General features: G+C 72.8%; 24 protein-coding genes. 11 read left to right on the forward strand and 13 right to left on the reverse strand.

All coding sequences use genetic code 11. The features are described 5' to 3' along the window. Positions 1-141 precede the first annotated feature (141 nt). Positions 142-582 (forward strand): NUDIX hydrolase, encoded by a 441-nt coding sequence (locus ACWC5C_RS26640; protein WP_450879268.1) that lies wholly within the window; start codon positions 142-144, stop codon positions 580-582. On the opposite strand, the gene ACWC5C_RS26645 is transcribed toward ACWC5C_RS26640, so the two are convergent. Further along, positions 579-1,472 (reverse strand): LysR family transcriptional regulator, encoded by an 894-nt coding sequence (locus ACWC5C_RS26645; protein ID WP_450879269.1) that lies wholly within the window; start codon positions 1,470-1,472, stop codon positions 579-581. The genes ACWC5C_RS26640 and ACWC5C_RS26645 overlap by 4 nt on opposite strands. Before the next feature lie 84 nt (positions 1,473-1,556). Here ACWC5C_RS26645 and ACWC5C_RS26650 point away from each other — a divergent pair, with 84 nt between their 5' ends. Both ACWC5C_RS26650 and ACWC5C_RS26655 read left to right on the forward strand, forming a co-directional pair. Next, on the forward strand, positions 1,557-2,453 hold the full coding sequence (locus ACWC5C_RS26650; RefSeq protein WP_450879271.1) for a PhzF family phenazine biosynthesis isomerase: 897 nt from the start codon (positions 1,557-1,559) through the stop codon (positions 2,451-2,453). Beyond that, positions 2,450-3,475, forward strand: a complete 1,026-nt coding sequence (locus tag ACWC5C_RS26655; protein ID WP_450879273.1) for a zinc-dependent alcohol dehydrogenase family protein — start codon at positions 2,450-2,452, stop codon at positions 3,473-3,475. The genes ACWC5C_RS26650 and ACWC5C_RS26655 overlap by 4 nt, the downstream gene beginning before the upstream one ends. Before the next feature lie 18 nt (positions 3,476-3,493). On the opposite strand, the gene ACWC5C_RS26660 is transcribed toward ACWC5C_RS26655, so the two are convergent. From ACWC5C_RS26660 to ACWC5C_RS26670, 3 genes are read right to left on the reverse strand one after another with little or no spacing between them, the layout of a single operon-like run. Next, positions 3,494-4,249: a hypothetical protein gene (locus tag ACWC5C_RS26660; RefSeq protein ID WP_450879275.1), complete on the reverse strand. Its 756-nt coding sequence runs from the start codon at positions 4,247-4,249 to the stop codon at positions 3,494-3,496. A 17-nt stretch (positions 4,250-4,266) separates the two neighbouring features. After that, on the reverse strand, positions 4,267-4,659 hold the full coding sequence (locus ACWC5C_RS26665) for a TOBE domain-containing protein (protein ID WP_450879277.1): 393 nt from the start codon (positions 4,657-4,659) through the stop codon (positions 4,267-4,269). 21 nt (positions 4,660-4,680) lie between these two features. Beyond that, positions 4,681-8,859 carry a molybdopterin-dependent oxidoreductase gene (locus ACWC5C_RS26670; protein WP_450879444.1) on the reverse strand — a complete coding sequence of 1,393 codons (4,179 nt, stop codon included), beginning with the start codon at positions 8,857-8,859 and terminating at the stop codon, positions 4,681-4,683. Positions 8,860-9,440: 581 nt separating this feature from the next. Between ACWC5C_RS26670 and ACWC5C_RS26675 the strand changes: the two genes are divergently transcribed. Then, complete coding sequence (locus ACWC5C_RS26675; RefSeq protein WP_450879279.1) at positions 9,441-11,174, forward strand: cellulose binding domain-containing protein; 1,734 nt, start codon at positions 9,441-9,443, stop codon at positions 11,172-11,174. Positions 11,175-11,303: 129 nt separating this feature from the next. Further along, a complete protein-coding gene (locus tag ACWC5C_RS26680; RefSeq protein ID WP_450879281.1) occupies positions 11,304-11,648 on the forward strand; it encodes a hypothetical protein in 345 nt (114 codons plus the stop codon). Between the two features lie 37 nt (positions 11,649-11,685). On the opposite strand, the gene ACWC5C_RS26685 is transcribed toward ACWC5C_RS26680, so the two are convergent. Then, entirely contained in the window at positions 11,686-12,741 is a 1,056-nt protein-coding gene (locus tag ACWC5C_RS26685; RefSeq protein WP_450879283.1) for a cation diffusion facilitator family transporter, read from the reverse strand. A gap of 69 nt (positions 12,742-12,810) precedes the next feature. Between ACWC5C_RS26685 and ACWC5C_RS26690 the strand changes: the two genes are divergently transcribed. The 4 genes from ACWC5C_RS26690 to ACWC5C_RS26705 all read left to right on the forward strand — a co-directional run bounded on the left by ACWC5C_RS26690 (position 12,811) and on the right by ACWC5C_RS26705 (position 15,207). Next, positions 12,811-13,170 (forward strand): ArsR/SmtB family transcription factor, encoded by a 360-nt coding sequence (locus ACWC5C_RS26690; protein WP_450879285.1) that lies wholly within the window; start codon positions 12,811-12,813, stop codon positions 13,168-13,170. Between the two features lie 58 nt (positions 13,171-13,228). After that, positions 13,229-13,732 carry a hypothetical protein gene (locus tag ACWC5C_RS26695; RefSeq protein ID WP_450879287.1) on the forward strand — a complete coding sequence of 168 codons (504 nt, stop codon included), beginning with the start codon at positions 13,229-13,231 and terminating at the stop codon, positions 13,730-13,732. A gap of 72 nt (positions 13,733-13,804) precedes the next feature. Next, positions 13,805-14,470, forward strand: coding sequence for a DUF3105 domain-containing protein (locus ACWC5C_RS26700; protein ID WP_450879289.1), 666 nt, complete (start codon positions 13,805-13,807; stop codon positions 14,468-14,470). Further along, positions 14,467-15,207, forward strand: coding sequence for a DUF305 domain-containing protein (locus tag ACWC5C_RS26705; protein WP_450879291.1), 741 nt, complete (start codon positions 14,467-14,469; stop codon positions 15,205-15,207). The genes ACWC5C_RS26700 and ACWC5C_RS26705 overlap by 4 nt, the downstream gene beginning before the upstream one ends. 51 nt (positions 15,208-15,258) lie before the next feature. Here the strand turns inward: ACWC5C_RS26705 and ACWC5C_RS26710 are convergent, their stop codons facing one another. Next, complete coding sequence (locus tag ACWC5C_RS26710) at positions 15,259-15,885, reverse strand: TetR-like C-terminal domain-containing protein (RefSeq protein ID WP_450879293.1); 627 nt, start codon at positions 15,883-15,885, stop codon at positions 15,259-15,261. A 275-nt stretch (positions 15,886-16,160) separates the two neighbouring features. After that, positions 16,161-16,808, reverse strand: coding sequence for a TetR/AcrR family transcriptional regulator (locus ACWC5C_RS26715; RefSeq protein ID WP_450879295.1), 648 nt, complete (start codon positions 16,806-16,808; stop codon positions 16,161-16,163). 107 nt (positions 16,809-16,915) lie between these two features. Here ACWC5C_RS26715 and ACWC5C_RS26720 point away from each other — a divergent pair, with 107 nt between their 5' ends. Beyond that, positions 16,916-17,650, forward strand: coding sequence for an SDR family NAD(P)-dependent oxidoreductase (locus ACWC5C_RS26720; protein WP_450879297.1), 735 nt, complete (start codon positions 16,916-16,918; stop codon positions 17,648-17,650). Between the two features lie 67 nt (positions 17,651-17,717). Here the strand turns inward: ACWC5C_RS26720 and ACWC5C_RS26725 are convergent, their stop codons facing one another. The 6 genes from ACWC5C_RS26725 to ACWC5C_RS26750 all read right to left on the reverse strand — a co-directional run bounded on the left by ACWC5C_RS26725 (position 17,718) and on the right by ACWC5C_RS26750 (position 24,943). After that, the gene (locus ACWC5C_RS26725; protein ID WP_450879299.1) at positions 17,718-18,974 is read right to left on the reverse strand and encodes a cytochrome P450; all 1,257 of its coding nucleotides are present in this window, start codon (positions 18,972-18,974) and stop codon (positions 17,718-17,720) included. Positions 18,975-18,988: 14 nt separating this feature from the next. Then, positions 18,989-19,609, reverse strand: a complete 621-nt coding sequence (locus ACWC5C_RS26730) for a GTP-binding protein (RefSeq protein WP_450879301.1) — start codon at positions 19,607-19,609, stop codon at positions 18,989-18,991. Continuing rightward, complete coding sequence (locus tag ACWC5C_RS26735) at positions 19,590-19,952, reverse strand: DUF742 domain-containing protein (RefSeq protein WP_385445530.1); 363 nt, start codon at positions 19,950-19,952, stop codon at positions 19,590-19,592. Before ACWC5C_RS26735 ends, ACWC5C_RS26730 begins: the two co-directional genes overlap by 20 nt. Beyond that, positions 19,949-20,380: a roadblock/LC7 domain-containing protein gene (locus ACWC5C_RS26740; RefSeq protein WP_450879303.1), complete on the reverse strand. Its 432-nt coding sequence runs from the start codon at positions 20,378-20,380 to the stop codon at positions 19,949-19,951. Before ACWC5C_RS26740 ends, ACWC5C_RS26735 begins: the two co-directional genes overlap by 4 nt. A gap of 14 nt (positions 20,381-20,394) precedes the next feature. Continuing rightward, positions 20,395-21,996, reverse strand: a complete 1,602-nt coding sequence (locus ACWC5C_RS26745; RefSeq protein ID WP_450879305.1) for a sensor histidine kinase — start codon at positions 21,994-21,996, stop codon at positions 20,395-20,397. Between the two features lie 259 nt (positions 21,997-22,255). Further along, entirely contained in the window at positions 22,256-24,943 is a 2,688-nt protein-coding gene (locus tag ACWC5C_RS26750) for a SpoIIE family protein phosphatase (RefSeq protein ID WP_450879307.1), read from the reverse strand. A 337-nt stretch (positions 24,944-25,280) separates the two neighbouring features. Here ACWC5C_RS26750 and ACWC5C_RS26755 point away from each other — a divergent pair, with 337 nt between their 5' ends. Further along, a complete protein-coding gene (locus tag ACWC5C_RS26755) occupies positions 25,281-25,925 on the forward strand; it encodes a DUF7144 family membrane protein (protein WP_450879308.1) in 645 nt (214 codons plus the stop codon). Positions 25,926-25,957 lie beyond the last annotated feature (32 nt).

The raw sequence follows: 25,957 nt of genomic DNA on the forward strand, positions 1-25,957 counted from the left end.
TGTCCGCATGTGTCCCCCGTTGTTCGTTATGCCTGGTGATTCCCCGCCGTACCGTCCCCGGCGGATTGCCGACAGCGTAGAACCCCAAGGGACTTGGGCTACCGTGAGGGGCGCGCAGCCAGTCGAGAGGGCCGAGGAAACGTGACCGTGGACCGCCCGCACACAGTGAACGTCGCCGGTGTCATCGTCGACGAGCGGGACCGGGCGCTGCTGATCAAGCGCCGGGACAGCAGGACCTGGGAGCCGCCGGGCGGGCCGCTGGGCCCGGACGAGACGATTCCCGACGCCCTGCGGAGCGAGCTGCTGGAGGAGACGGGCGTGAAGATCGCGCTTCCGGCGGCCCTGACCGGCGTCTACAAGGACATGAACGGCCTGGGCGTCTGTCTCGTCTTCCGCTGCCGGGCCCTCGACGGCACCCCCGCGACCGGCCCGCGCACCCGGGCCTGGCGCTGGGCGACCCGGGCGGAGGTGCCGGACCTGGCGAGCGAGGCGTACGCGGCCCGCATCCTGGACGCGCTGGACGCGCCCGACACCGCCGCCCCGCCCGCCGTCCGCGCCCATGACGGCGAGCGGCTGCTCTAGCCTCCGAGCAGGCGGGCCAGTTCGGTGGCGACCGCCTGCGCGGCGGGGCTGATCCAGCGGCGGCGGGCGTGGGTCAGCTGGACCGGCACCGGGGGGATCTCGGGGCCGTGGACCTCGGCCAGCGTGCCGTCGGCCAGCTGGCGCCGCACCGTGGCCCGTGGGAGCAGGGTGAGGCCGAGCCCGGCGGCGACGCAGGAGCGGGCGGCCTCGATGCTGCCGAAGCGGGTGAGCCGGGGCGGAGGACCGGGGACGGTGCGCAGGGTGCGCACCAGGTGGTCGCTGTACGAACAGCCCTCCTCGTGGACGAAGAAGGTCTGCCGGGCCAGCTCGGCCCAGCCCACGGTGCGGTCCGCGAACGGGTGGCCGGGGGCGGCGAGATAGACGAGCGGTTCGCGGGCGAGGGCGCGGGCGGCGAGGTCGGCGTGGTCGACCCGCTGCTCCAGGAGGAGCGCGAGGTCGAGGCGGCCCGCGCGCAGCCCCTCGACGGCGGCGGCGCTGCCCGCCGGGTGGAGGTTGAGTTCGATGCCGGGGTGGCTGCGGGCGAGGGAGGCGATCACGGCGGGCAGCCGGGAGGCGCACAGGGACTCGCCCGCGCCGAGGGCCACCTGCCCCTCCGGCGGCCCCTGGGCCCCGGCGACGCCTGCGGCCGCCGCGCGCAGCCGGGCCTCGGCGTCGAGCACGTCCTCGGCCTCGGCGAGCAGCCGCCGCCCGGCGCTGGTGGGGACGGCGCCGGTGGGCAGCCGGTCGAACAGGCGGGTGCCCAGCTCCCGTTCCAGGCCACGGACCTGGACGGTGACCGTGGACTGGGCGAGATGCAGCTCGGCGGCGGTGGCGGTGAAGCTCCCGGTCCTCGCCAGGGCCGCGAACGTGCGCAGGAGTCTGGTGTCCACGTAAGGAGGGTATCGGGTTTCTCGATGGAGGCCAGCGAAAGGAATCGTTGGACGCGATGGCGACCCGGTGGAAGCGTGGACGGCATGACCGAAGTGCTGCGCTACTCCGCCTTCACCACCCACCCCTCCGGCGGCAACCCCGCCGGTGTGGTCCTCGACGCCGGTCCGCTCGGCGAGGACGCCGCCGCCATGGTGGCGCTGGCCGCCCGGGTCGGGGACTCCGAGACCGTGTTCCTCACGGCACGCGACGCGGCCCGGCGCCACTACCGGGTGCGGTACTTCAGCCCGCGCGCCGAGGTCGCCTTCTGCGGGCACGCCACCGTCGCCGCCGCCGTCGCCCTCGCCGAACGCGACGGCCCCGGCGAGCTGGTCTTCGACACGGCGGCGGGCGAGGTCCGGGTGACGACGAGCACGGACGGCGGAGCGAGCACGTACGGCGGAGCGAGCACGTACGGCGGGGCGCCGTACGCCACCCTCACCAGCGTGCCCACCCGGACCCGCCCCGCCGACGAGGCCACGGAGACCGCGCCCGCGCTGGCGGCGCTGCGCTGGTCCCCGGACGACCTCGACCCGGCCCTCCCGCCGCACGTGGCGTTCGCGGGCAACGACCACCTCGTCCTCGCCGCCGCCACCCGCGCCCGGCTCGCCGACCTCGCGTACGACTACGGCGCGCTGGAGGAGCTGATGCGGCGGCGCGGCTGGACCACCGTGCACCTGGTGCACCGGCCGGACCCGGACCGGCTCGACTTCGACGCCCGTGATCCGTTCCCGGTCGGCGGGGTCGTGGAGGACCCGGCCACCGGCGCCGCGGCCGCCGCCTTCGGCGGCTATCTGCGCGCGACCGGCCAAGTCGAGGAGGCGGCCAGGGTCCGGATCCGGCAGGGCGAGGACATGGGGCGGCCCAGCGAACTTCTGGTGGACATCACTCCCGACGACACCCGCGTCCGCGTCAGCGGCCACGCGGTGAGGATCCCCGCATGACGACACGGAACACGACGCGTTACTACGAACTCCCCCGCTTCACCGGCGTGGACGCCCTCCGCCCCGCCGAGCGCGACGTCCCCGCCCCCGGGCCGCGCGAGGTGCTGGTCCGGATGCGCGCCTGGTCGCTCAACTACCGCGACCTGATGATCGCTTCGGACACCTACGGACGCGCGCTCACCCCCGGCCTGGTGCCGCTGTCCGACGGCGCGGGCGAGGTGGCCGACGCGGGCGCCGAGGTCACCCGGTGGTCCGCCGGGGACCGGGTGGTGGGCATCTTCATGCCGCGCTGGATCTCCGGCCCGGCCACCGCGGACAGGACCTCGGGCGCGCTCGGCGGCCCGTCCGGCGGCGTCCTCGCCCAGTACGTCCTCTTCGACCAGGACGCCCTCGTCGCCGCCCCCGCCCACCTGGACTTCGCCGAGGCCGCCACCCTCCCCTGCGCCGCCGTGACCGCCTGGCACACGGTGGTCACGGGTGGCGGGGTCGCGCCGGGACAGACCGTGCTGACGATGGGCAGCGGTGGCGTCTCGCTCTTCGCGCTGCAATTCGCCGCGCTGGGCGGCGCCCACGTCATCGCCACCTCCAGCAGCGACGCCAAACTGGCCCGGCTGCGCGCGCTCGGCGCGGCGGACGGCATCGACTACGTACGGACGCCCGCGTGGGGGCAGGCGGTGTACGAGGCGACCGGCGGCGGCGTGGACCACGTGGTGGAGGTCGGCGGCGCGGGCACCCTGCCCCAGTCGCTCACCGCCGTCCGCACCGGCGGCCGGATCAGCGTCATCGGAGTGCTGGCCGACGGCAGCGGGGTCGATCCGATCGCGGTGGTGCGCAAGGGGATCACGCTGCAGGGGATGTACGTGGGCAGCCGGGAGATGTTCGAGGAGATGAACCGGGCGCTGGAGCGCCACCGGCTGCGTCCGGTGATCGACCGCGCCTTCCCGTTCGCGGAAGCGCCCGCCGCGTACCGCCACTTCGCGGGGCGGGGGCACTTCGGGAAGGTGGTCATCACGGACGCGTGATCGCGGAGCGGGGCGGGGCTACGGGAGGCCGTGGATCTTCGCCAGCAGGCGGTTCAGCAGATGGACCCGGTCGTCGCCGTTCGGGCGGCAGTCCTCCAGACGGCGTACGACACTCGACCGCACATGGTCGGGGCCGACGAGGTCCACGGCCTTGTCGAGGGCGCGGATGCCCCAGTACTGGCTGAAGGCCAGGGGCTCGTCCACCACGGCGTCCGCCAGCAGGTCCAGCGCACCGTCCGGTACGGCGTACAGGCGGGCGTAGGCCGCGAGGCGCAAGCCGCCGTCGGATGACCTGAGCCAGGCGGTCAGTTCCGGGTCGGCGATGCGCTGGGTGGCGCGCACCAGGCGCGCGAAGATGCCGTTCATGCGCTGCGTACGGGCCGATCCGGAGCGCATGGAGTCGCGCACCGACAGGTATTCGGCGGCCAGCCTGCGGACCTCCTCGCGGGCCGCCGGGTCGTCGGTGTCCCCCGCGCCCCCGCCGCCGCCACCGACGAGCGCGGCGTCGGCCATGGCCTCGGCCGCCTCGATGCGCTGCTCGACGTCCCGGAACTCGACCCGGAGCCCGCCGGGCAGTTCGATGCTGGTGAAGAGGGTGCGCAGCCACGGGACGATCGCGATGACCAGCAGCGCGACGGTGACGTTGTCTATCTTCAGGTCGGGCTTGACGAGATGGGCGACCGCCACCCCGAGGGCGAGGACGCTCACCGCCCCCGCGACGAGGTGCCGCCGCCATGCCCGATTCCGCCCGCCGCGCTCTCCCCGTTCGCTCACGGGGGCATCTTCTCAGCTCATGGCTTCTCGACGACCACGTTGGTCGACTTGATCACCGCCACCGCGGGGACGCCCGGTTCGAGGCCCAGCTCCTCCGCGGATTCCCGGCTGATCATGGACACCACCCGGAACGGCCCCGCCTGGATCTCCACCTGCGCGGACACATCGCCGAGGATCACCTCGGTGACGATGCCCGTGAAGCGATTGCGGGCCGAGGAGACGCCGTTGCCCTCCCGTTCCGTGCCACGGCTCAGCTCCCGCGCGAACGCGGCCAGCGCCGGGCCCGGGACGATCCGGCGGCCCTGTTCGTCCCGCTCGGCGGTGAGCCGTCCGCTGTCGACCCAGCGGCGCAGGGTGTCGGCGCTGACGCCCATCAGGGCCGCCGCCTCTCCGATCCGGTACGTGTGCATCCACCCATGATGCGTGAGGGATCAGTACACGTCGCGGGCGTAGCGCTTGTCGGCGGCGAGCTGCTTGACGTACAGCTCGGCCGCGTCCTCGTCGAGCCCGCCGTGGGCGACGGCGATGTCGCGCAGCGCCCGGTCGACGTCCTTGGCCATCCGGGTGGCGTCCCCGCAGACGTAGAAGTGGGCGCCGTCCTGGAGCCAGGCCCACAGCCGGGCGCCGTGTTCGCGCATCCGGTCCTGGACGTACACCTTGGACCGCTGGTCGCGGGAGAAGGCGGTGTCGAGGCGGGTGAGCGTGCCGTGGCGGCGCAGCTGCTCCAGCTCGTCCGCGTAGTAGAAGTCGCTGGCGCGGCGCTGCTCGCCGAAGAACAGCCAGTTGGGGGCGGTCGCGCCGCGCGCCCTGCGCTCCTCCAGGAAGCCGAGGAACGGGGCGACGCCGGTGCCGGGGCCGACCATCACCATCGGCGTCGTCGGATCGGCCGGGGGCCGGAAGGCGGGCGCGCGCTGGACGAAGACGGACACCGGGTGGTCGGCGGCGGCGTCCGCGAGGTGGGTGGAGGCGACGCCCTTGCGGAGCGTGCCGCCACGGCTCTCGTAGCGCACCACGGACACGGTCAGCCGCACCTCGTGGGGGTGGGCGAGGGGGCTTGAGGAGATGGAGTACAGCCGGGGCTGGAGCCGTTTGAGGACGTCGGCCCACTCCTGGGCGGAGGCCCGTACGGGGTGTTCGGCGAGGACGTCCACGGCCTGGCGGCCCCAGGTCCACTGGGCCAGACCGTCCCTGTTGTCCGGGCGCAGCAGCCGCTTGAGGTCGTGGTCGTGGGTGCGGTCGAGGACGAAGCGCAGCAGGTCCGGGGTGATCTTCGCGATCTCCAGGTGGCTCCGGAGGGCGTCGGCGAGCGGCATCGGCGCCACGTCGGCGCCGGGGACGGCCTGGACGGCCACCTCGGCGGCCGGGTCGAGGCCGGTGACGGCGAGCCATTCGGCGACCAGGCCGGGGCAGTTCTCGGGCCAGACGCCGAGCGCGTCCCCGGCCTCGTACGCGAGCGCGCCGTCGCCGGTGTCGAACGCGAACTGCCGCACCTCCTTGGCCGCTCCGGGCAGGCTCAGCAGCCGGTTGCCGATGAGGCGGGTGGTGAACGGCTCGGCCTTGGTGGGGCGGGCGGCCGGGGCGGGCGGTCCCGGCGGAGGCGGGCTGGTGTCCGCGCTGCCCAGGGCGTCCAGGACGGTGTCCAGCCAGGCGCGGGCGGGCTCGTCGTAGTCCGGTTCGCAGTCGGTGCGCGGGGCGAGGCGTACGGCGCCCAGCTCGTCGAGGCGTTCGTCCAGGCGGCGCCCGTGGCCGCAGAAGTCGTCGTACGAGGAGTCGCCGAGGGCGAGGACGGCGTAGCGGGTGCCGTCCAGGCGGGGCGCGTCGGGGGCGGAGAGGGACTCCCAGAAGCCGGAGCCGTTGTCGGGGGCGTCGCCGTCGCCGAAGGTGCTGCTGATGACGAGGATGTCGGCGGGCCGGGGGAGGGTGGCGGCGGCGAGGCCGTCCATCTCCAGCAGCCGGGCCTGCCGCCCGGTCTCGGCGAGGCGGCGGGCGGTGGCACCGGCGACGTCCTCGGCGTTGCCGGTCTGGGAGGCCCACAGGACGACCACTTCGCGGGGGCCCGCCCCGGGTGCGGCGGTGTCCGGGGCCGCCACGGGGGCGGGGGCGCCCGCCCGCGAAAAGGCCCCGGCCAGGACGCCGTTGACCCACAGGGCGTGCTCGGGCGCGAAGGGCGCGTCGTGCGGCAGGACGGGGACGGCGGTGGCGGCCGCGGCCACGCCGGGAAGCCCGGCGAGGAAGCCGCGCAGGTATTGCCGCTCGGGCTCGGTGAGCAGCGGCGGCGCGAGGTCGGCGACCCCGAAGGCGGCGACCAGCCCCTCGACCACACCACCCCCGGCAACCGGGGCGGCCTCGGTGGCCGCGTCCAGGCCGCCGAAAACCGTGGCACCACCCGCAGCCGGGGCGGAGCCCGTTCCCGCGGCCGCGTCGGAGGCGGACCGTGGGGCCGATGCCACCTTGGCCAGGGACACCGCGCACACCTTGAACTCCGGCTGCAAGGACACCGGGTCGACCGCGTCATGGGTGACCGCGTTGACGCTGAGGTACTCCCCGAACAGATCGTTCCAGTGGAACGGCGCGAAGCAGTTGCCCGGCCGCACCCGGTCGGTCACCACCGCGGGCAGCACCGCGCGCCCGCGCCGCGAGGCCACCTCCACCGCGTCGCCCTCGCCCACACCCAGCCGCTCCGCATCGCGCGGATGCAGCTCCACGAACGGCCCCGGGTTGAGCTTGTTCAGCTTGGCGACCTTGCCGGTCTTGGTGAGCGTGTGCCACTGGTGCTGCACCCGCCCGGTGTTCAGCACGAACGGGAAGTCGTCGTCCGGCAGCTCGGCGGCGTCCATGTGCGGGCGGGCGTGGAAGACGGCGCGGCCGCTTGGCGTGGGGAAGACCAGGCGCGGCCGGGTGCCGTCCTCCCGTACCAGGAGCGTCTGGCTGACGCCGTCGTTCACGTACCGCACCGGGTTGCGGTCGTCGCCGTCGCTGTCACCGTCACCCGGCGCCGCAGGCCACTGCACCGGGGTCTCGCGCAGCCGCCCGTACGTCACCCCGCGCAGGTCATAGCCGGTCCTCGGGTTCGAGGCGCGTTTGATCTCCTCGAAGATCTCCTCCGCGCTCTCATAGCCGAAGGCGTCCCCGTACCCCATCTCGCAGGCGATCCGGGCGATGATCCGCCAGTCCGGCAGCGCCTCGCCGGGCGGGTCGACGGCCGCTTGCGCGAGCGTGAGGTTGCGCTCGGAGTTGATCATCACGCCGTCGGCCTCGGCCCACATCGCGGCGGGCAGCACGACATCCGCGTACGCGTTGGTCTCGGTCTCGGCGAAGGCGTCCTGCGTGACGACGAACTCGGCCGCCTCCAGCCCCTCGATCACCGTCCGGCGGTTGGCGACCGAGGCGACGGGGTTGGTGCAGATGATCCAGCACGCCTTGATGTCCCCGTCCGCCATGCGCCGGAACATCTCGACGGTGCCAAGACCGGCCCCGTCCGTCCGCAGGGTGCCGGGCTCGATGCCCCACAGCTCCTCCGTGAACGCCCGGTCGTCCGCGTCCAGCACCGACCGCTGCCCGGGCAGCCCCGGCCCCATGTACCCCATCTCGCGGCCGCCCATCGCGTTGGGCTGGCCAGTGAGCGAGAAGGGCCCGCTGCCGGGGCGGCAGATCGCGCCGGTGGCCAGATGCAGGTTGACCAGGGCGTTGGTGTTCCAGGTGCCGTGCGTGGACTGGTTGAGCCCCATCGTCCAGCAGCTCATCCACTCCCCGGCCTCGCCGATGTACCGCGCCGCCGCGCGGATGTCCGCCTCCGGGATGCCGGTGATCTCCGCGACCCGCTCCGCCGGATAGTCGTCCAGGAAGGCGGGCATGGCGTCCCAGCCCTCGGTGTGCTCGGCGATGAACTCCTGATCGGTGTAGCCGCCCTCGATGAGCAGCCGCAGCAGCCCGTTGAGCAGCGCGAGATCCGTCCCCGGCCGTATCTGCAGAAACAGATCCGCCTTGGCGGCGGTCGCGGTGCGCCGCGGATCGACCACGATCAGTTTGGCGCCCGCCTTCACCCGGTCCATGAGCCGCAGGTACAGGATCGGATGGCAGTCGGCCATGTTGGAGCCGATGACGAGGAACACCTCGGCGTGCTCGAAGTCCCGGTACGACCCGGGCGGCCCGTCCGCCCCCAGCGACAGCTTGTAGCCACTGCCCGCGCTGGCCATGCACAGCCGTGAATTGGACTCGATCTGATTGGTGCCGATGAACCCCTTGGCCAGCTTGTTGGCCAGGTACTGCGCCTCCAGCGTCATCTGCCCGGACACATAGAGGGCGAGCGCGTCCGGCCCGTGCTCGTCGAGGACCGCCCGCAGCCGCCGCGCGGTCGCGGTGATCGCCTCGTCCACCCCGACCGCCGCCGGTTCCGCGCCCCGGTCGTCCCGCGACAGCGCCATCTCCAGCCGTCCGGCCGCCCGGAGCATGTCCGCGCTGGTGGCGCCCTTCGTACACAGCCGTCCCGCGTTGGCCGGGTGCGCCTTGTCGCCGGACGCCTTCAGCACCGTCCGCCGCCCGTCCGGGCCCCGCCCGACGTCGAGCACGATCCCGCACCCGACCCCGCAGTACGAGCACACGCTCCGCACCGGCCCCGCCACCCCCGGGGCAGCGCCGGTGCGCGCCGCCCGCGCCGACTGAGCCGATGCCGTCACGAATGCCCCTCTCTCGCTCGCGGTGGGCCTCTCCCACTGCCCCACACCGTAAAAACCCCCGGTTGCGAGCGCGTCACATCCGCCGATCGCGAGCGATTACGTCCCCTGCACACTCCCCTTCCGCCACGTGTGAGGGAAGGGGGACCCGACCAGGGAAAGCAATTGCCTGAGGCTACTGATGCCTCATACAACAAGTCGCGCGTACGGCGAGAGCGTGGCGCAGCCGGTGGCACTCCCTGACGCACCGTCATGCACACATCTGACGATACGTCACTCACGACCCGAGGGCCCCGGGGCGGCGTGGTTCGGGACCCTTGGACACAACTCCTCCGTCACTCCTCTATCGTCTCTTGTCAGTCGACTCACGGACGTGAAAGGCTCGGCCCACCCGTGAAGGGGAATCCCCAACTCCGAGTCAGATCTGTGCTGTTGGCTGCCCAACCCCGCGGCCCCATGTGAGAGGCTTGCCCCCGTTGGCGGGGGCGCCACTGTTCGTGAGTGAGGAATGTGCCTCCATGCCCGACCACTCGGCATCCCGGGACGGCGCCTTCGCGCCACCCGGCCAACCGTCCGTCACCGCGGCGGACAGCGACGCCGTCTCCCCGACGGCCCTGCTCAACCTTTACTGGGACGCGGTAGCCGACTACGCGAACCTGTGCACCACCACCCCTGAAGACGGCATGCGGCTGGCCACCGAGGCGTTCCGGCGCGGTATCCGGGCCGCCCGCAATCGGCGGGCCCGTTCCTGGGGGCCGCGGTTGCCGTGGCTGCCGCTGCTCCTGACGTCCGTACGCAAGACCGCCGCCGACTGGCACACCACCCGGGACGGCGACCGGCTCGACCCGGAGCTGCGGGTCTGGCTCTCCTCGACGGGCGTCGCCCGCTACGCCGTCCCGCCACGAGAACAGCCGCTCGCCCTGCGGGGGCTGCGTGACCTGGGGGAACGCGACGGGGCGATGCTGTGGGAAATCGAGGTGGAGTCGCAGCCGGTCGAGGCGCTGGCCTGGCAGCTGGGCGGCGACATCGCGTACGCCACCGAGGAGATCGCCCGGGTGCGGGCCGCCTTCCGGCAGCGCTGCCAGCGCAACCATCTGGACACCCTCAGCCATGAGGAGTGCCGCAGCTACGCCAAGCTGCTGGACGCCGCCACCCGTTCGCCGGATGCCCACTCCCCCGCGGACCTGTGGCAGCACCTGGCCCGCTGCCGTAACTGCCGTGAGGCCGCCGCGTGCCTGTATCTGCACGGCGGCGGGCTGCCCAACGCGCTGGCCGGAGGAGTGCTGGGCTGGGGCGGGCACGGGTACGTGGCGCGGCGCCGAAGAGCCGTCGAGCGGGCCCCGGGCGCCGCCCCCGCCTCGACCGCACCGGCGTCGCACGCCGTCCGCATCCCGTTACGGGACCGGGTCCTGGACAAGGTCGGCGGCCCGCTGATGATGGCGCCGCGCCTGCTGCGCCAGCGGGTCGGCCCGACCGGGCGCCGAAGAGCCGTGCACGGTGTGCGCAGGGCCCGTACGGCGACCGTCGCCCTGGCGGTGGTGGCCGTGGTGGCGCTGGCCACGACGGTCGCGCTGACCAGGACCGCCGCGGTGTCCGGCGACGGGAACGGGGACCAGGCCACCGGCCGGGTGAGCCGCGGTTCCAGCGCCCCGATCACCCCCTCGGACGCCGCGCCTGCGGGCAGCGGGACCCCCAGCCGCACCGGCGGCGGGTCCGCCGAGCCGTCGTCCTCCCGCAGCGGCGACGGCGTGGGCGGCAAGGCCGGGAAGGACGACCGTAAGGACGACACCGGCCGCGCGGGGGACAAGGACGGGAAGCGCGCCGACCCGCCCGCCTCCTCGCCCGCCGCGGAGGGCCGGGGCCACCAGCCCTCCGACGGCCCCACCCGGAAGCCCAAGGACAAGGACAAGGGCAACGGAAAGGGCAAGGGCAAGACCAAGCCCAGCTGCACGGCCCGCTACGACCTGGTCACCGAATGGCCCGACGGCTTCAAGGCCGAGGTCACGCTGACCTCCCGCAGCGCGCTCGACACCTGGCGGATCACCTGGGACTTCCCCGACCGCCAGCGCGTCACCCAGATGTGGAACGGCTCTTTCACCCAGCGCGGTTCCACGGTGACCACCACACCGGCCGACTACAACCAGCGGATCGACGCGGGCAAGCCCTTCTCCGTGGGCTTCCTCGCCACCTGGGACAGCCGGAACTCCCCGCCCCGCGCCTTCACCCTCAACGGTGAGCGCTGCTCGGCCTGAGGGCCGTAAAAGCGGACGGACGCGGCCCGGCATTCCGGGCCGCGTCCGGTGCGCGAGCCCCACCCGGATGGCCGTACGGGACCCCCGACCGTGTTACGCGAGGGGCGCGGGTGGCATGTAATGGCGCGCATGAGCAGTGTCCTCAGCGGCATCGTGTCCCTGCCCCCGGACACCCCCACGGTGCGGGCGGCACGGGTGGTGGTGGAGGTGCGCAACGTGTCCCGCGCCGATGTGGCCACCTCCGTGGTGGGGGCGCAGGTGCAGACCGATGTGCCGCTGAGCCCGGCCGGTCACATCCCGTTCAGCGTCACGGTCCCGGGCGATCTTGACCCTGACGACGCCTACGGGCTGCGCGTCCACGTCGATCTGAGCGGTACGGGCTTCCTGGAGCGCGGCGACCTGGTCAGCGCCCGGGTGGGCCCGGTACCCCCGGCCTCCACGGCCGGGCTGATCGCCCCGGTCAGCGCCGTCTGAATCACCTCTGCTGCATCACCTCTGCATCACCTCTGCATCACACGGCGTGGTGGGCCAGCGGGCCGTGCGGGTCGGGGGACCGGTCGGACGGGGCCGGGTCGGCGTGGATGAGGGCGGCGGTCAGCCGGGGGACGGCGTGCAGCAGGGCGTGTTCGGCGTCCACCGCGACCCCGTGGGCCTCCCGTACGGTCAGCTCGCCGCCGACCACGACCGCGACCTCCGCGCGCAGCCGGTGGCCGATCCAGCGCAGCCGCAGCTCGCCGATGTCCTGAACCCCCGGAACGGCGCGCAGGGCGCGCTCGGCGGCGTCGGTGAGGGCCGGGTCGACGGCGTCCATCACCCGGCGGAACACCTCGCGGGCGGCGTCGCGCAGCACCAGCAGGATCGCTGCGGTGATGGCGAGGCCGACGAGGGGGTCGGCGAGCCGCCACCCGAGGGCGGCACCGGCCGCGCTCAGCAGGACGGCGAGCGAGGTGAAGCCGTCGGTACGGGCGTGCAGACCGTCGGCGACGAGGGCGGCCGAGCCGATCTCGCGGCCTACCCGGATGCGGTAGCGGGCGACCCATTCGTTGCCGAGGAAGCCGACCACGGCCGCGGCGGCCACGGCGGGCAGCTGCTCGATGTCGCGCGGGTGCAGCAGCCGGTCCACGGCGGTCCAGGCGGCGAACGCGGCGGAGGCCGCGATGGTGAGCACGATCGCGATCCCGGCCAGGTCCTCGGCCCGCCCGTACCCGTAGGTGAAGCGGCGGGTGGCGGCGCGGCGGCCGAGCAGGAAGGCGAGGGCGAGCGGGAGGGCGGTCAGGGCGTCGGCGGCGTTGTGGACGGTGTCGCCGAGCAGCGCGACGGACCCGGAGACGACCACGACGACGGCCTGCGCGACGGCGGTCACGCCGAGGACCGCGAGGGAGGTCCACAGGGCGCGCAGGCCCCGCGCGGAGGACTCCAGGGCCCGGTCCGTCTTGTCGGCGGAGTCATGGGAGTGGGGGCGCAGGAGATGGCCCGCGCGGTGCCGCCAGGCCCTGCGGCTGCGGTGGTGGCTGTGCCCGTGCCCATGGTCATGCCCGTGATCGTGCGTGTGCCGGTCGTTCGTCATGGCCTCCGCCTTCCTCCTGCGCTTCGCACGTACTGGACACAGTGCGTCCCCGCGGCCCATTATGTGCGTATGAGCGCACGCATGCACCTATCAGCTGCGCACGATGCGCATCCGCACACCCCGAGCGCCGAGCAGTACGCGCGCGCCGCCGAGGTGCTGGGCCTGCTCGCCGACCGCACCCGGCTGACGCTGCTGCACACCCTGGCCTCGGGCGAGGCCGATGTGACGGCGCTGACCGCCGTCTGCGGGGCGGCCCGCCCGGCCGTCAGCCAGCACCTGGCCAAGCTGCGGCTGGCCGGGGTCGTCACCTCGCGCAAGGACGGCCGACGCGTCGTCTACGCCCTCCGGGACGGGCACCTGGCCCGGCTGGTCACGGAGGCGCTGAACCACGCCGACCACGAATTGTCGGGTCTCCCCCGGCACGACTGACGCGATTGCGGCCGTACCCGTTCAGTCCCGGCAGGCCCACTGGTTACGATCTGGCGCGATGGGCAGAGGGCGGGCCGGAGACGAGGGCTTACGGATGCGCAAGGTGCGAGCCACCACGCGTGCCGCCCTCAGGCGTGTCGTACCGCTCCTCGCCACCGTGCTGTGGGTGGCGCCGTCGTGCGTCCACTCCGGCGGCGACCACCCGCCGATATCGGTGGGCTGTCCGCACCGCCTCATAGCCGAGCCGCAGCTCGAACGGCCCCCGCTGGAGCGGTCCCTGGCCGCCCTCGACGTCCCTCAGCACGTCCCGCCCGGCACCCCGGCCACCGGGGACGGCACGAACACCCCGGGCGACGGCAGCGGCAACGGCAACGGCAGCGACGACTGCGTGGCCGGTCCCCGTGGCGGGAACCCCGCCCTGGTCCCCGCGCCCGTCCCGCCGCCCGCCCCCGCCGGGCTCCGGCCGCCGGGCGGCCCCCGGGTCACGGACTCCGTACGGGCACCGCCCGACCCACCCGTCCACGCCCTCGGCCTCCATCAGCTCCAAGTACTCCGCACCTAGGCCGATCGCCGTCATCCGCCATCACTTCACTCATTCAGTGCGACAGTGCGAGAACGCGAGGACTGGACAGCCATGGCTTCCAAGGGATCGAAGACGAAGGGCGCGGCCGAGCGCCGCGCGAAGATAGAGGAGCTGCGCCGCGCCGAGAAGGCCCGCGAGCGCAGGTACCGGATCATCACCATCACCTCCTGCACCGTGATCGTCGCCGCTCTGGCGGTCGGCGGCTTCTTCCTGGTCGACGCGGGCAACAAGAAGGAGGAGAAGGCCGCGAAGGTCAGCTCGTCGGTCGTGAAGACCGGTGAGTTCAAGGGCATGAAGACCTGGAAGAACCTGGGCCGCACCCATGTGGGCGGCTCGGTGAAGTACGCGATGTCCCCGCCGGTCGGCGGAAACCACAACCAGGTCTGGCAGAACTGCCAGGGCGACGTCTACACCAAGCCGCTGGCCAAGGAGAACGCGGTGCACTCGCTGGAGCACGGCGCGGTGTGGGTGACGTACAACGACAAGGCGTCCAAGGAGGACGTCGCCACCCTCAAGGCCCGGGTGGAGAAGACCAAGTACTCGCTGATGAGCCCCTACGAGGACCAGGACGCGCCGATCGTCCTCAGCGCGTGGGGCAACCAGCTGGAGATACAGAAGGCGTCGGACCCGCGGGTGGCCGCGTTCTTCAAGAAGTTCGTCCAGGGCAAGCAGACCCCCGAGCCGAACGCCTACTGCACCAACGGGAAGTCCTCGTGACGGAGGGGACCACCGCCCTCGGCCGCGCGTCGCGGCAGCCGCTGGTGGCGGGGATCACCGCCGCCCTCGCGGTGCTGACGCTGGTGGCGGTGGGGGTGGTGTGGCTGCTGAGCGACCGCTCGGAGGGCACGACCGGCACCGGCGCGCCGAACGACGCCTCCGCCGAGGCCGGGTTCGCGCGCGACATGTCCACCCACCATCAGCAGGCGGTGGAGATGTCGCTCATCGTGCGCGACCAGACCGACGACGAGGACGTGCGGCGGCTGGCGTTCGACATCCTCACGGCGCAGGCCACCGAGCGCGGGATCCTGCAGGGCTGGCTGGACCGGTGGGGTCTCGACCGGGCGTCCGAGGACGCGCCGATGACGTGGATGAAGGACGCCGAGACGGACCCCATGGACGGCATGGACGGCATGGACGGCACGGACGGCACGGACCATGGCTCGATGAAGGGCATGGACCACGCCTACAAGCCGCATGACGGCTCGCTCATGCCGGGCATGGCCACCAACACCGAGCTGGACAAGCTGCGTGACGCCAAGGGCAAGGCGGCCGAGGTGCTCTACCTGAAGCTGATGACCGCCCACCACAAGGGCGGTGTCGCGATGGCGAAGGGTGCGGTGGAGCTGGTCGCGGACCCGACCGAGAAGCAGCTGGCCACATCGATGGTCAAGGCCCAGCAGTCGGAGATCCAGCTGATGGCCGACATGCTGAAGGAGCGCGGCAGCGGCTCCTGAAGGCCCCGGTGACACCCCGCTGACACCCCGGTGACGCCCCCGGCCCGCTGCTCACGGGCCGGGGGCCTCGCCGTCCCTGCGGAACGCCCCCGCGCGCGCCGCCTGATAGACCGCCTCGGCGCTGGTCCGCACCAGCCGGGCGTCGATGGTCCCGCGCAGGATGAGCACCCGGTAGTAGAACGGCGCACCCAGCGCGGCGATGACGTCCATCGCGTCGGTGTCCGGGGGCACCTCGCCCCGGTCGGCCGCGTGCCGCACGATCTGCGTCACCTGCTCGATCCGGCCGACGAAGGCATTGCGGACGATCTCCTCGGCCCGTGGATCGTGGGCGGCGGCCGTCAGCAGCGCCTGGATGAGGTTGCGGTTGTTCATCGCGGTGTTGAAGTCGGCGATGGTCTGGGCGAGTTGGCGCAGATCCCGCCGGAAGTCGCCCGAGTCGGGGGTGAGCAGCGCTGAGCTGCGCTGGTCCAGCAGATCGACGACGACGCCCTCCACCGTCCGCCAGCGCCGCCGGATCGTCGACACGTGCACCCCGGAGCGCTGGGCGATCTTGTCGAGGGTCAGCTCGGTGTACGCGTCGTCGCCCAACGCGTCGTAGGCGGCGGCCAGCACGGCGGCGCGGGTCCGTGCCGTGCGCCCGCCGGGGCGCGCCGAGCCGTGGGGTGGTCGGGCGTTCATGGATGGTGAGCCGCCATGTCTCCTGTGCCGCGAGTGGGGTCCGTAACGGGGCCGACCCTACGTCCCGCCAAACCCGGGTGCACGAGATCTTCACTACTTCAAGCCGCTACTGGCCGGTACTGCATTGCGTGACGTGCCCACGTCTGGATACGGTGACGCCCCCAGCTTAACGCGCGCCCATGAGCATTAAGGGTGAGGCGTGAAAGTAGGCGTGCTGGACCTTCCGTACGCGGGGAGGGAAGGTCCAGCGCGCTTGCAGCCCCGCGTTCCTGGGGTCACCCCTCCGGCACCGAGCGCTCCATGATGCGCGCCATCTGCCCCTGCGTCAGGGCGGGTTCGGCGATGGCGCGGGCGGCGTCGGCGCGCAGGCCGTCGAGGAAGAACGCCAGGCAGCGCCGCCAGGCCCGGGGCGCCGTGTCGATGGACTCCCGGATCACCTGGGACATCGCCCAGACCAGCACGGCGAGATCCTGTGGCGCGAAGTCGGGGCGCAGCGCGCCGCTCTCCTTGGCACGGTCGATGATCTGCTCGGTGTGGCCGAGGCAGCGGCGGGACGCCTCGTTCAGCTCGGCGGCGGCGGGGAAGCGCCGGGCGAGCGCGTCGTTGAGCCCGCGGTCCTCGGCCTGCAGGGCGAACAGCCCCTCCACGTAACCGGTGAACCCGCCCCAGGGGCTGGGGTCGGCGAGCGCGGCGGCGGCGATCCGGTCCAGGGCGGCGAGCCGCTCCGGGAAGATCGCGTCGAGCAGCGCCTCCCGGGTGGGGAAGTGGTTGTAGAGCGTGCCGATGCTGACCCCGGCCCGGCGGGCCACCTCCTCCAGCGGGGCTTCGAGGCCGCGCTCCCCGAACACCTCGGTGGCGGCGGTCAGCAGTTTGCCGCGATTGCGCGCGGCGTCGGCCCGCAGGGGCCTGGATCCGGCTGTCATGGCGGCCATTCTACAAAAGTCGAGGCTTCCCTCATGTTCCGTGCTACCGTCACGAACGTAAGGTGAGGCACCCCTCAACTTCTTCTTGCTCCGGAAAGGACATCCGTATGTCCGCACCACCTCGCAAGACCGCCGTCGTCATCGGAGCCGGGCCCGGCCTCGGCATGTCCATCGCCCATCGCTTCGGCCGCGAGGGGTACACCGTGGCCCTGGTGTCGCGCAGCGGAGCGCGGCACGCCGGATATCTGGAGGAGCTGGCCTCGGCGGGCGTCGAGGCCGGGTCCTTCCCGGCCGACGTGCGCGACGCCGGGAGCCTGCGGTCCGCTCTGGACGCCATCGCCGAGCGGTACGGAACCATCGACCTCGTCTACTACGGACCGGCCTCGGCCGATGCCGACGCCTGGCCCACCCCGATCACCGAGTCCGACGCGGCGAGCGTCGCCGACGCGATGACCTGGATGTACCCGGCCGTCGACGTGGTCCAGCAGGTCCTGCCCGGCATGACCGAACGCGGCGGCGGGGGGCTGCTGTTCGCGACCGGCCTCAGCGCCGTGCTGCCGATGCCCGCGCTCGGCAATCTGGCGATCCTCTCCTCCGCGCTGCGCGCCTACGGCGTGACGCTCAACGCGGCCCTGGCGGAGCGGGGGATCTACGCGGGGGTGCTGGTCATCGGCGGGGCCGTCGAGCGCGGCGACATCTACCGGATGGTGGCGTCCCAGCCGGAGCGGTTCGGGGAGGTGAAGAACATGTCGCTGGACCCCGATGACATCGCCGACACCGCGTGGGACCTGTTCTCCGGACGCGACCGGCCCGAAGCGGTCTTCAACGCGCTGCCGAGCTGAGCCACCGGCGGGCAGCGAACGGCCCCGGCGGTGGCTCGCATCGCCGGGGCCGGGGGGGGACGGCGGGTCAGCGGGTGAAGGCCGGGGTGAAGTCGACCGGGATGGACGACACACCGCGCATCATCAGCGCGGAGCGCCACTGCAGTTCGTCGGGGGTGACCGACAGGGCCACGTCCGGGAGGCGGTCGATCAGGACCTCGATCGCGGCCATGGCGATGTTCTCGGCCAGCTCGCGGGCGGCCCGGGGGCAGCCGTGCGGGCCGTGGCTGAAGGACATGTGGGCCTGGTTGCCGGACGCCCCGGCCCGGAAGTCCGGGCGTACGTCGGGGTCGGCGTTGGCCGCCGCGAGGCCCAGCATCACGCAGTCGCCCTTGCGGATGTGGCGCCCGGCGAACATGGTGTCCTCGGACGCCCAGCGGCCGACCCAGTTGGGGACCGGGGTGGCCTCCCACAGCACCTCGTTGAGCGCCTGGCCGACGCTGCGCCGCCCGCCCGCCATCGTCACCGCGAACCGCTCGTCGGTGAGCATGAGCCGCAGCGCGTTGCCGATGAGGTCGGTGGTGGGCTGGTGGGCCGCGTAGACGTTGCCCAGGAGGTCGTTGATGATCTCCTCGTCGTTGAGGCCCGCCGGGTGGTGCGCCAGCACCGAGGCGATGTTGGACGCGCCGGGGTTGGCCCGGGCGTGCTCCAGCAGCGCCACCATCCGGTTGGTCAGCCGCTCGAACGCGGCCGGTCCGGCCTTCCCGCTGACCAGGTCGACCATCTCCTGCGTCAGGGCCGGGTCGTCGTCCAGCCCGTACATGGGGTTCAGCACCCGCAGCGGGATCTGGCTGGCGTACTCGGCCATCAGATCGGCGCGCCCGCTGCCCGCGAAGACGTCGATCAGCGCGTCCGCGACCCGCTCGCACTGCGCCCGCAGCTCGGACGGGTCCACGGACTCCATGCTCTCGATGATCGCCTCGGAGCGGCGCTCATGTTCGGCGCCCTCGGAGAACAGCATCGTCGGCCGGTAGGCGACGAACGTCATCAGCTCCCAGTCGGCCGGGACCCGGTCCCAGGAGTGCCAGCGGCGTGAGTCGCGGGCGAACAGGTTGGGGTCCGTGGTGACCCGCAGCAGCTCCCGGTAGCCGAGCACCAGCCAGACGGGGATGTCCGGTTCGAGCAGTACGGGGACGACGGGACCGTGCTCGCGGCGGAGCCCCCGGTACAGCTCGTCCGGATCGGCGCGGAGCAGATCCATGTCCAGCCGCACCGCGCCGGGCTGCTCCGGCCAGCCCTGCGGGGGTGGTGCGGCGGGGGCGAAGGGGTCCTCTGGTGGGGACATGGGGTCCGGGGTGGTCACGCGGTGGTCTCCCGGGCGGCGGAGGAGGTGGACAGGGAGTAGAGGTGACGGGCCAGCGCGACCAGCACGGCCTTGCTGGAGTCGCGCTCACGGGCGTCGCAGTCGATCATGGGGATGTCCGGGGGCAGATCGAGCGCGTCCCGGACCTCCTCCAGGGTGTGCTGCGGTTCGGTGAAGTTGTTGCGGGCCACGATGAACGGCGTCCCGTGGTATTCGAGCCGGTCGATGGCGTACCAGGAGTCGGCGAGCCGGTTGGTGTCGACCAGGACGACCGCGCCCAGGGTCCCGGCGAAGAGCCGGTCCCACAGGAACCAGAAACGTTCCTGCCCGGGTGCGCCGAACAGATAGAGCACCATCTGCTCGTCCAGGCTGATCCGGCCGAAGTCGAAGGCGACCGTGGTGGTCGTCTTCGACTGGACGAACGAGGCGTCGTCGATCCCGACGCCCGCCTGGGTCATCGTCTCCTCGGTGCTGAGCGGGCGGATCTCGCTCACCGACTGGACCATGGTCGTCTTGCCCACGCCGAATCCGCCGACGACGACGATCTTGAGGCCATCGCTCGCGCTCGCCCGCAGTGGCGCCCGGTCGTCGGCGCGTTCAGAGGTTCTGGAGTGCAACGAGCACCTTCTTCAGCGTTTCGGGCTCCGGCAGCCCTCCGTTGTCGGGGCGGGCCGCATGGGGATGGCGCGCGGTGATCTTGCCGGTGTCGAGCAGGTCGCAGAGCAGGATCTTGACCACGCTGACGGGCAGTCCCAGGTACGAGGAGATCTCCACGACCGCCATGGGCCGACGGCACATCCGGAGGATCTTGACGTGCTCGGACTGCATGCCGAGTGAGGGGTCGGATTCGCTGACGATGAGCGTGACCATGTCGAACACGCTCTCGTCGGCGCGGCTGCGGCCACCGGTGACGGTGTACAGCCGGTCAGGGTCCTCGCTGTCGAGCGGCCCTCGGATCATGCGTTCGCCCCGCCGCCCCGGCCGCCGTTCGCGAAGGTACGGGGCGCCGCCCGCAGATGGTCGCCGATCTGCTCGACCATCTCGTTCATGTTGTGGCCGATGATGCCGACGTCGGCCTCGTCGTGCGCCACGACGGCCAGGTGAGCGCCCTCGCCCGCCTCGACGATGAACAGGATTCCCCCGTGGAACTCCGTCATGGACTGCCGGACGCCGCCGCTGCCGTCCCCGAACTCGATCGACGCGCCGTGGGAGAGGCTCTGGATACCCGAGGCGATGGCCGACAGCTGGTCCGCCTGGTCCACGGAGAGACCGGACGTCAGGCACAGCTTGAGACCGTCCCGGGACAGCACCAGCGCGTGCCGGGCCCCCGGCGTCTTCTCCAGCAGGTTCTCCAGCAGCCAGTCCAAGCTGCGGTCTGTGGTGTTCATCGGCGTTCCTATCATCACGGCTGGTCGTTCTCAGCGGACTCAGCGGACTCGGCGGACTCGGCGGACGGCGCGGGGCAGCCGCGCGTGGCGTCACGGAAGGCACCGAAGCGGGCTCCGGCGTCGGTACGCGGGGGCTTCGGCTTGGCATCGGGCGCGGGCTTCGGCGTGGCCCGGGTGGCCGCGGCGAGCGTCTCGCCCCGGCGCCGCCGGGGCAGCCCGTTGATGCGCGGCTCCGCCGGAGCGTCGGCGCCGGAGGGGCCATCGGATGAGCCGGGCGCGCCGGAGGGCTCGGCAGCCGGGGACGGCTCCGCCACGGGCGGCGCGGACGCCGCCGGGGCGGGCTGGGCCACCGGAGCCGAAGGGGCCGCCGGTGCGGGTGCCTCGGCCACCGGCTCGGGGCGCTCGGCGCTCGCGGCGACGCGGGGGTCGGCCGCCGCCGGGGCGGCGGTACGCGGCCGGGCGGGCTCGACCCGGTTCCGTACGGGCGCCTCGGGCACCGCGTCCTGGTTGATGTGCGTGATCAGCTGCTGCGGGATCAGAACCACGACGCCGGTACCTCCCCGGGCGGACGGCCGGAAGGAGACCGTCAGCCCGTGCTTGCGGGCCAGACAGCCGACGACCGCGAGGCCGAGCCGGGTGCCGGACAGGGTCGTCAGGTCGAGTGTCTGCGAGGAGACCGCCTTCTGGGCGCGGGCCAGCGCGGACGGGCCCATGACCAGGCCGCCGTCCTCGATGGTGACCACGACGCCGGTGTGGGTCTCCTCGACGTAGACGTGCACCTCCTCGGTGGGAGGCGAGAAGCTGGTGGCGTTGTCCATCAGCTCGGCGAGGGCGTGCATGACGCCCTCGGCCGCGTAACCGGCCACCGCCGCGTTGCTGGCCGCGTGGACCCGTACCCGCTGATAGGCGCTGATCCGGCCGACCGCGCCGCGCAGGATGGACTCCATCACGATGGGCTTGGTCCAGCGGCGCCCGGAGCGGGCGCCGGTGAGCACCGCGATGCTGTCCGCGATACGGCCCGTCTGGGCGGTGGTGTGGTCGAGCTTCAGCAGGTCGCCGAGGACGCTCTCGTCGTGCCGGTTCTCCATCTCGCGCAGGTCCGCGAGCATGCTGGTGGCCAGGGCCTGGACCCGGCCGGCCGCGTTGGCGCAGGCGGCCATCGCGGAGGCGCGCATGCGCTCACCGGTGCCGATCTCCTGCACCACCCGGCGCAGCACCCGGCCGTGCGCCTGGTCGCCGGGCTTGGTCACCTGCATCAGCACGGTGTCCACGGAACCGCCGTCCCGCAGGCCCTTCACCGCAGCGGGAATCGTTTCGTCAGCGAGCCGGGCGGCCTCCGCGGAGTACTGCGCGGCGGAGGCTTCCAGGCTCGCGATCCGGGACTGGAGACGGCCGATGGTCCGCGACCGGTGGGCGGCGACCGCGAGGGCCACGCCCAGCAGGACGGCCGCCAGCGCGCAGAAGACGGCGACGAGGACGCGCTGGGCTTCGGGCACCTCTGCCGTCACCCACGCTCCCGCCCCGCCGGCGACGACCGCGGCCCCCAGGGGCACGGCCAGGGCCTGCCGGGTCACGGCAGGCCCTTTGTAGGGATGGCTGGATATATGTGCTGACATCTATCAGGTCCTCATGGGCGCGTTCGTGGGTTGAGGGTGGACCACGCGGACATCAAGCCGTGGGCGGCACATGGTAGTACTGCTCAGAGAATTTTGAACGACCGCGCTCGGCACACGGACCATGACGACCTGTCAGCATCGAGGTCCGGCACCGGACGTTGTCCGATCGCGCCAAAGGTGAACGGTTCTGAGCTGGGGTCACGTATCCCTATTCGACAGACAGCACACCTGACGGCCGGAGCTAGAATGACTAGCACTACTAGACACGCCCGGACGCGTGAGCCGACGGCTCCAGACCGGCCTCCGGCGGTTCCGGCAGGGCCAGTTCGGCCCAGATGACCTTGCCGCCCGGGGTGTAGCGGGTACCCCAGCGCTCGGCGAACTGCGCGACCAGGAACAGCCCGCGGCCGCCCTCGTCGATCGGCGTCGCGTACCGCAGATGCGGTGAGGTGCTGCTGGTGTCGGACACCTCGCAGATCAGGGCGCGGTCGCGGAGCAGCTGCAGCCCGATCGGGCCGGTGGCGTGCCGGATGGCGTTGGTGATCAGCTCACTGAGGACGAGTTCGGCGGTGAACGCGATCTCCTCCATGCCCCACTCCGCCAGCTGCCGCTGCACCTCGGCCCGGACCCTGGCCACCGCGGCGGGGTCGTTCGGCACGTCCGAGGACACCACCCGGCCGGGGCCCAGCACCCGGGTCCGGGCGGCGATCAGCGCGATGTCGTCGCCCGGCTGGGTCGGCAGCATCGCGTCGAGCACCTCGGTGCAGACCTCCTCGGGCGACCGCCCCGGGTGCGACAGGGCGTCGCGCAGCATCTCCAGACCGATGTCGATCTCCCGGCGGCGGTCCTCGATGAGCCCGTCGGTGTAGAGGACGATATGGCTGTTTTCGGCCAACTCCAGTTCGGCCGTGTCGAACGGCAGCCCGCCGAGGCCGAGCGGGGGCCCCGCGGGCAGGTCCGGGAACTCCACCGAGCCGTCCGGGCTCACCACGGCGGGCGGCGGATGCCCGGCCCGGGCCATGGTGCAGCGCCGGGTCACCGGGTCGTAGATCGCGTACAGACAGGTGGCGCCGGTCGCCCCGGTGGTGGGCTCGCCCCCGGGGACGCCCTGGCCGAGCGGGCTCTCGTCCTGGTCGATGCGGGCCACCAGGTCGTCCAGGTGGGACAGGATCTCGTCGGGCGGCAGGTCGAGGGTGGAGAAGTTGTGCACGGCGGTGCGCAGCCGCCCCATCGTGGCCGCCGCGTGCAGCCCGTGCCCGACGACGTCGCCCACCACCAGCGCCACCCGCGCGCCCGGCAGCGGGATGACGTCGAACCAGTCGCCGCCGACGCCCGACTCGGCGGGCAGATAGCGGAAGGCCACGTCCAGCGCGCTCTGCACGGGCACGGCGCGGGGCAGCAGGCTGTGCTGGAGGGTCACCGCCATGGTGTGCTCGCGGGTGTAGCGGCGGGCGTTGTCGATGCACACCGCCGCGTGCGAGGCCAGCTCCTGGGCGAGAATCACCTCTTCGTCCTCGAAGGGGTCGCGCTCCGCCATCCGCCAGAAGTTGACCACCCCGAGCAGCACGCCACGGGCCCGCAGCGGCACGGTGACCAGCGACCGTACGCCGTACTCGATGACCTTGCGGGTCTGGTCGGGGTCCTGCGCCTGCCAGCCGTACGCCTGGGTCAGATCGTCCTCCACGACCGCCTGACCGCTGCCCAGGCCCCACGCCTGGGGCGTGGACTCGGCGAACGAGAACCGCTCGCCCACGCGGTAGAAGGGGTGGTCGGACCGGATGCCGTGGACGGCCGCCCGGCACATCTCCGCGCCGCCGACCGCGGGCGGCTCCTCCCCGCGCGCCACGGGATCCGCCAGGTCGACCGTGACGAAGTCGGCGAACCGCGGCACCGCCACCCGCGCCAGCTCCACGGCGGTACGCCCCACGTCGAGCGTGGTGCCGACCTCCACGCTGGCGTCGTACAGCAGCTTGAGCCGCTTCTGCGCCACGTCGGCGCGGCCCGAGAGGGCGCGCAGCTCGGTGGAGTCGCGCAGGGTCGCGACGCTGCCGGGCGGGCCGCCGTCGCGGTCGGTGGGCCGGTTGTTCACCGCCAGCAGCCGGTCGCCCTCCACCAGCACCTCGTCGGTGACGACGCGCCGGGAGAGCAGCAGCCCGGCCATCCCGGGATCCAGGCCCAGCTGGCGGATCGGGCGCCCCTCGGGGCGCGGCGGCAGGCCGAGCAGCCGGGACGCCTCGTCGTTGGCGAGCACCAGCCGGGCGTCGCCGTCGACGATCAGCACGCCCTCGCGGACGGCGTGCAGCACCGCGTCGTGGTGCTCGTACATCCGCGTCATCTCGCCCGGGTCAAGACCCCGGGTCTGGCGCCGCAACCGTCGGCTGACCATGGCGGTGCCGCCGGTGGCCAGCGCGAGCGAGGCGGAGATGGCGCCGATGAGCAGCGGCAGCTGGCGGTCGGCGAGCCCGCTCACCGTGTTGATCGTGATCCCCGCGCCGACCGCGCCGACGACCTTGTGGTGACGGTCGAAGATCGGCGCCACCGCGTCCATCGCCTGCCCCAGGGTGCCGGGGCCGACATCGGTGGTGGTATGCCCCCGCATCGCCGGTTCGATGGTGCCGATGTAGTGCTTGCCGATCCGGTCGGGCTTGGGGTGGGTGAGCCGGATGCCGTCGGTCTTCATGACGACGACGAAATCGAGCCCGGACTGCTTCCGGACGGCCTCCGCCTTCGGCTGGAGCACGGCGGTCGGATCGCGGCTGCGCAGGGCCTCGACCATCCCCGGCGAGTTGGCGAAGGACTCGGCGACCGCGACCGAGCGGCTGCGGGCCTCGTCGGTGGCGTCGTGCCGTACCTGGAGCACCAGGGCGACGGTCGCCGCGGCACCGAGCAGCAGCACGATGATCAGCTGGAGGACGAAGACCTGGCCGGCGACGCTGCGGACGCTCATCCACGCCCGAGGGCGTCCCGCCTCCTGAGGGCGCTCACGCCGCCGACTCCGTGGGCGCCGACCGGGGAACACGCGGGCAACCCACGATCGACCCATGAACCGGGCCATAGAGATACATCTACACCGCTCATCCCCGGAAGGCGAGCCCCATCCGCCCGGTATGCCCAGGAGAGTCACCATCCGCCGGGAAGGGATGACTTTGCGTGCAGGCGGCCGCCCGGAACGCGGGGTGCCGAGCCCGGCGGACTGTGTAAACCTGACATCAGGGCAATTCACCCGAATTGCCGCGAAACGGCGGCCGCCGGGCCGTCGATCGCGCCTGACGAAGGAGCCCGACATGGCCACTCACGCGGGTGGAGTCCACCCCGGAACCGCCCCACGCGCCCACGGCGCGGTAAGCGGACGTCTCGTCTTCGGTGCCGTCATGATGCTCTTCGGTGGTCTGATGACCCTGGCCCAGGGCATCGCGGCCGTACGCAACGACAGGGTGTTCGTGGAGACCCAGAGCTACGTTTTCAGCTACGACCTCAGCGGGTGGGGCTGGATCCACATGATCGTCGGCATCGTCCTGGTGGTCGCCGGACTGGCGACGTTCACCGGAGCGATGTGGGCCCGGACCGCGGGTGTGGTGATCGCGGGACTCGCCCTGCTGGCCAACTTCCTGTGGCTGCCGTACACCCCGCTGTGGGCGACGGTCCTGATGCTCATCGACGCGTTCGTCATCTGGGCCCTGTGCACCGGGGGCCAGGGCACGGAACCCGGAATGGGCGGAGCGCGAATGAGCGCGGCGGGCGGCCCCACGGGCGGCGGCCAGGGGTACGACACCCGAGGCGGCGGGGGCGGCCAGGGCTACGACACCCGAGGCGGCGGGGGCGGCCAGGGGTACGACACCCGAGGCGGCGGCCAGGGCTACGACACCCGCGGCGGCGGTCAGGGTCCCGACCCCCGGGGCGACGGACCGGATTACCCCGAAGCCCGATGACGACGGGGGCGGTGTCATCGGCGGCCCGTCCG

The sequence above is a fragment of the Streptomyces sp. NPDC001700 genome, assembly GCF_053596435.1.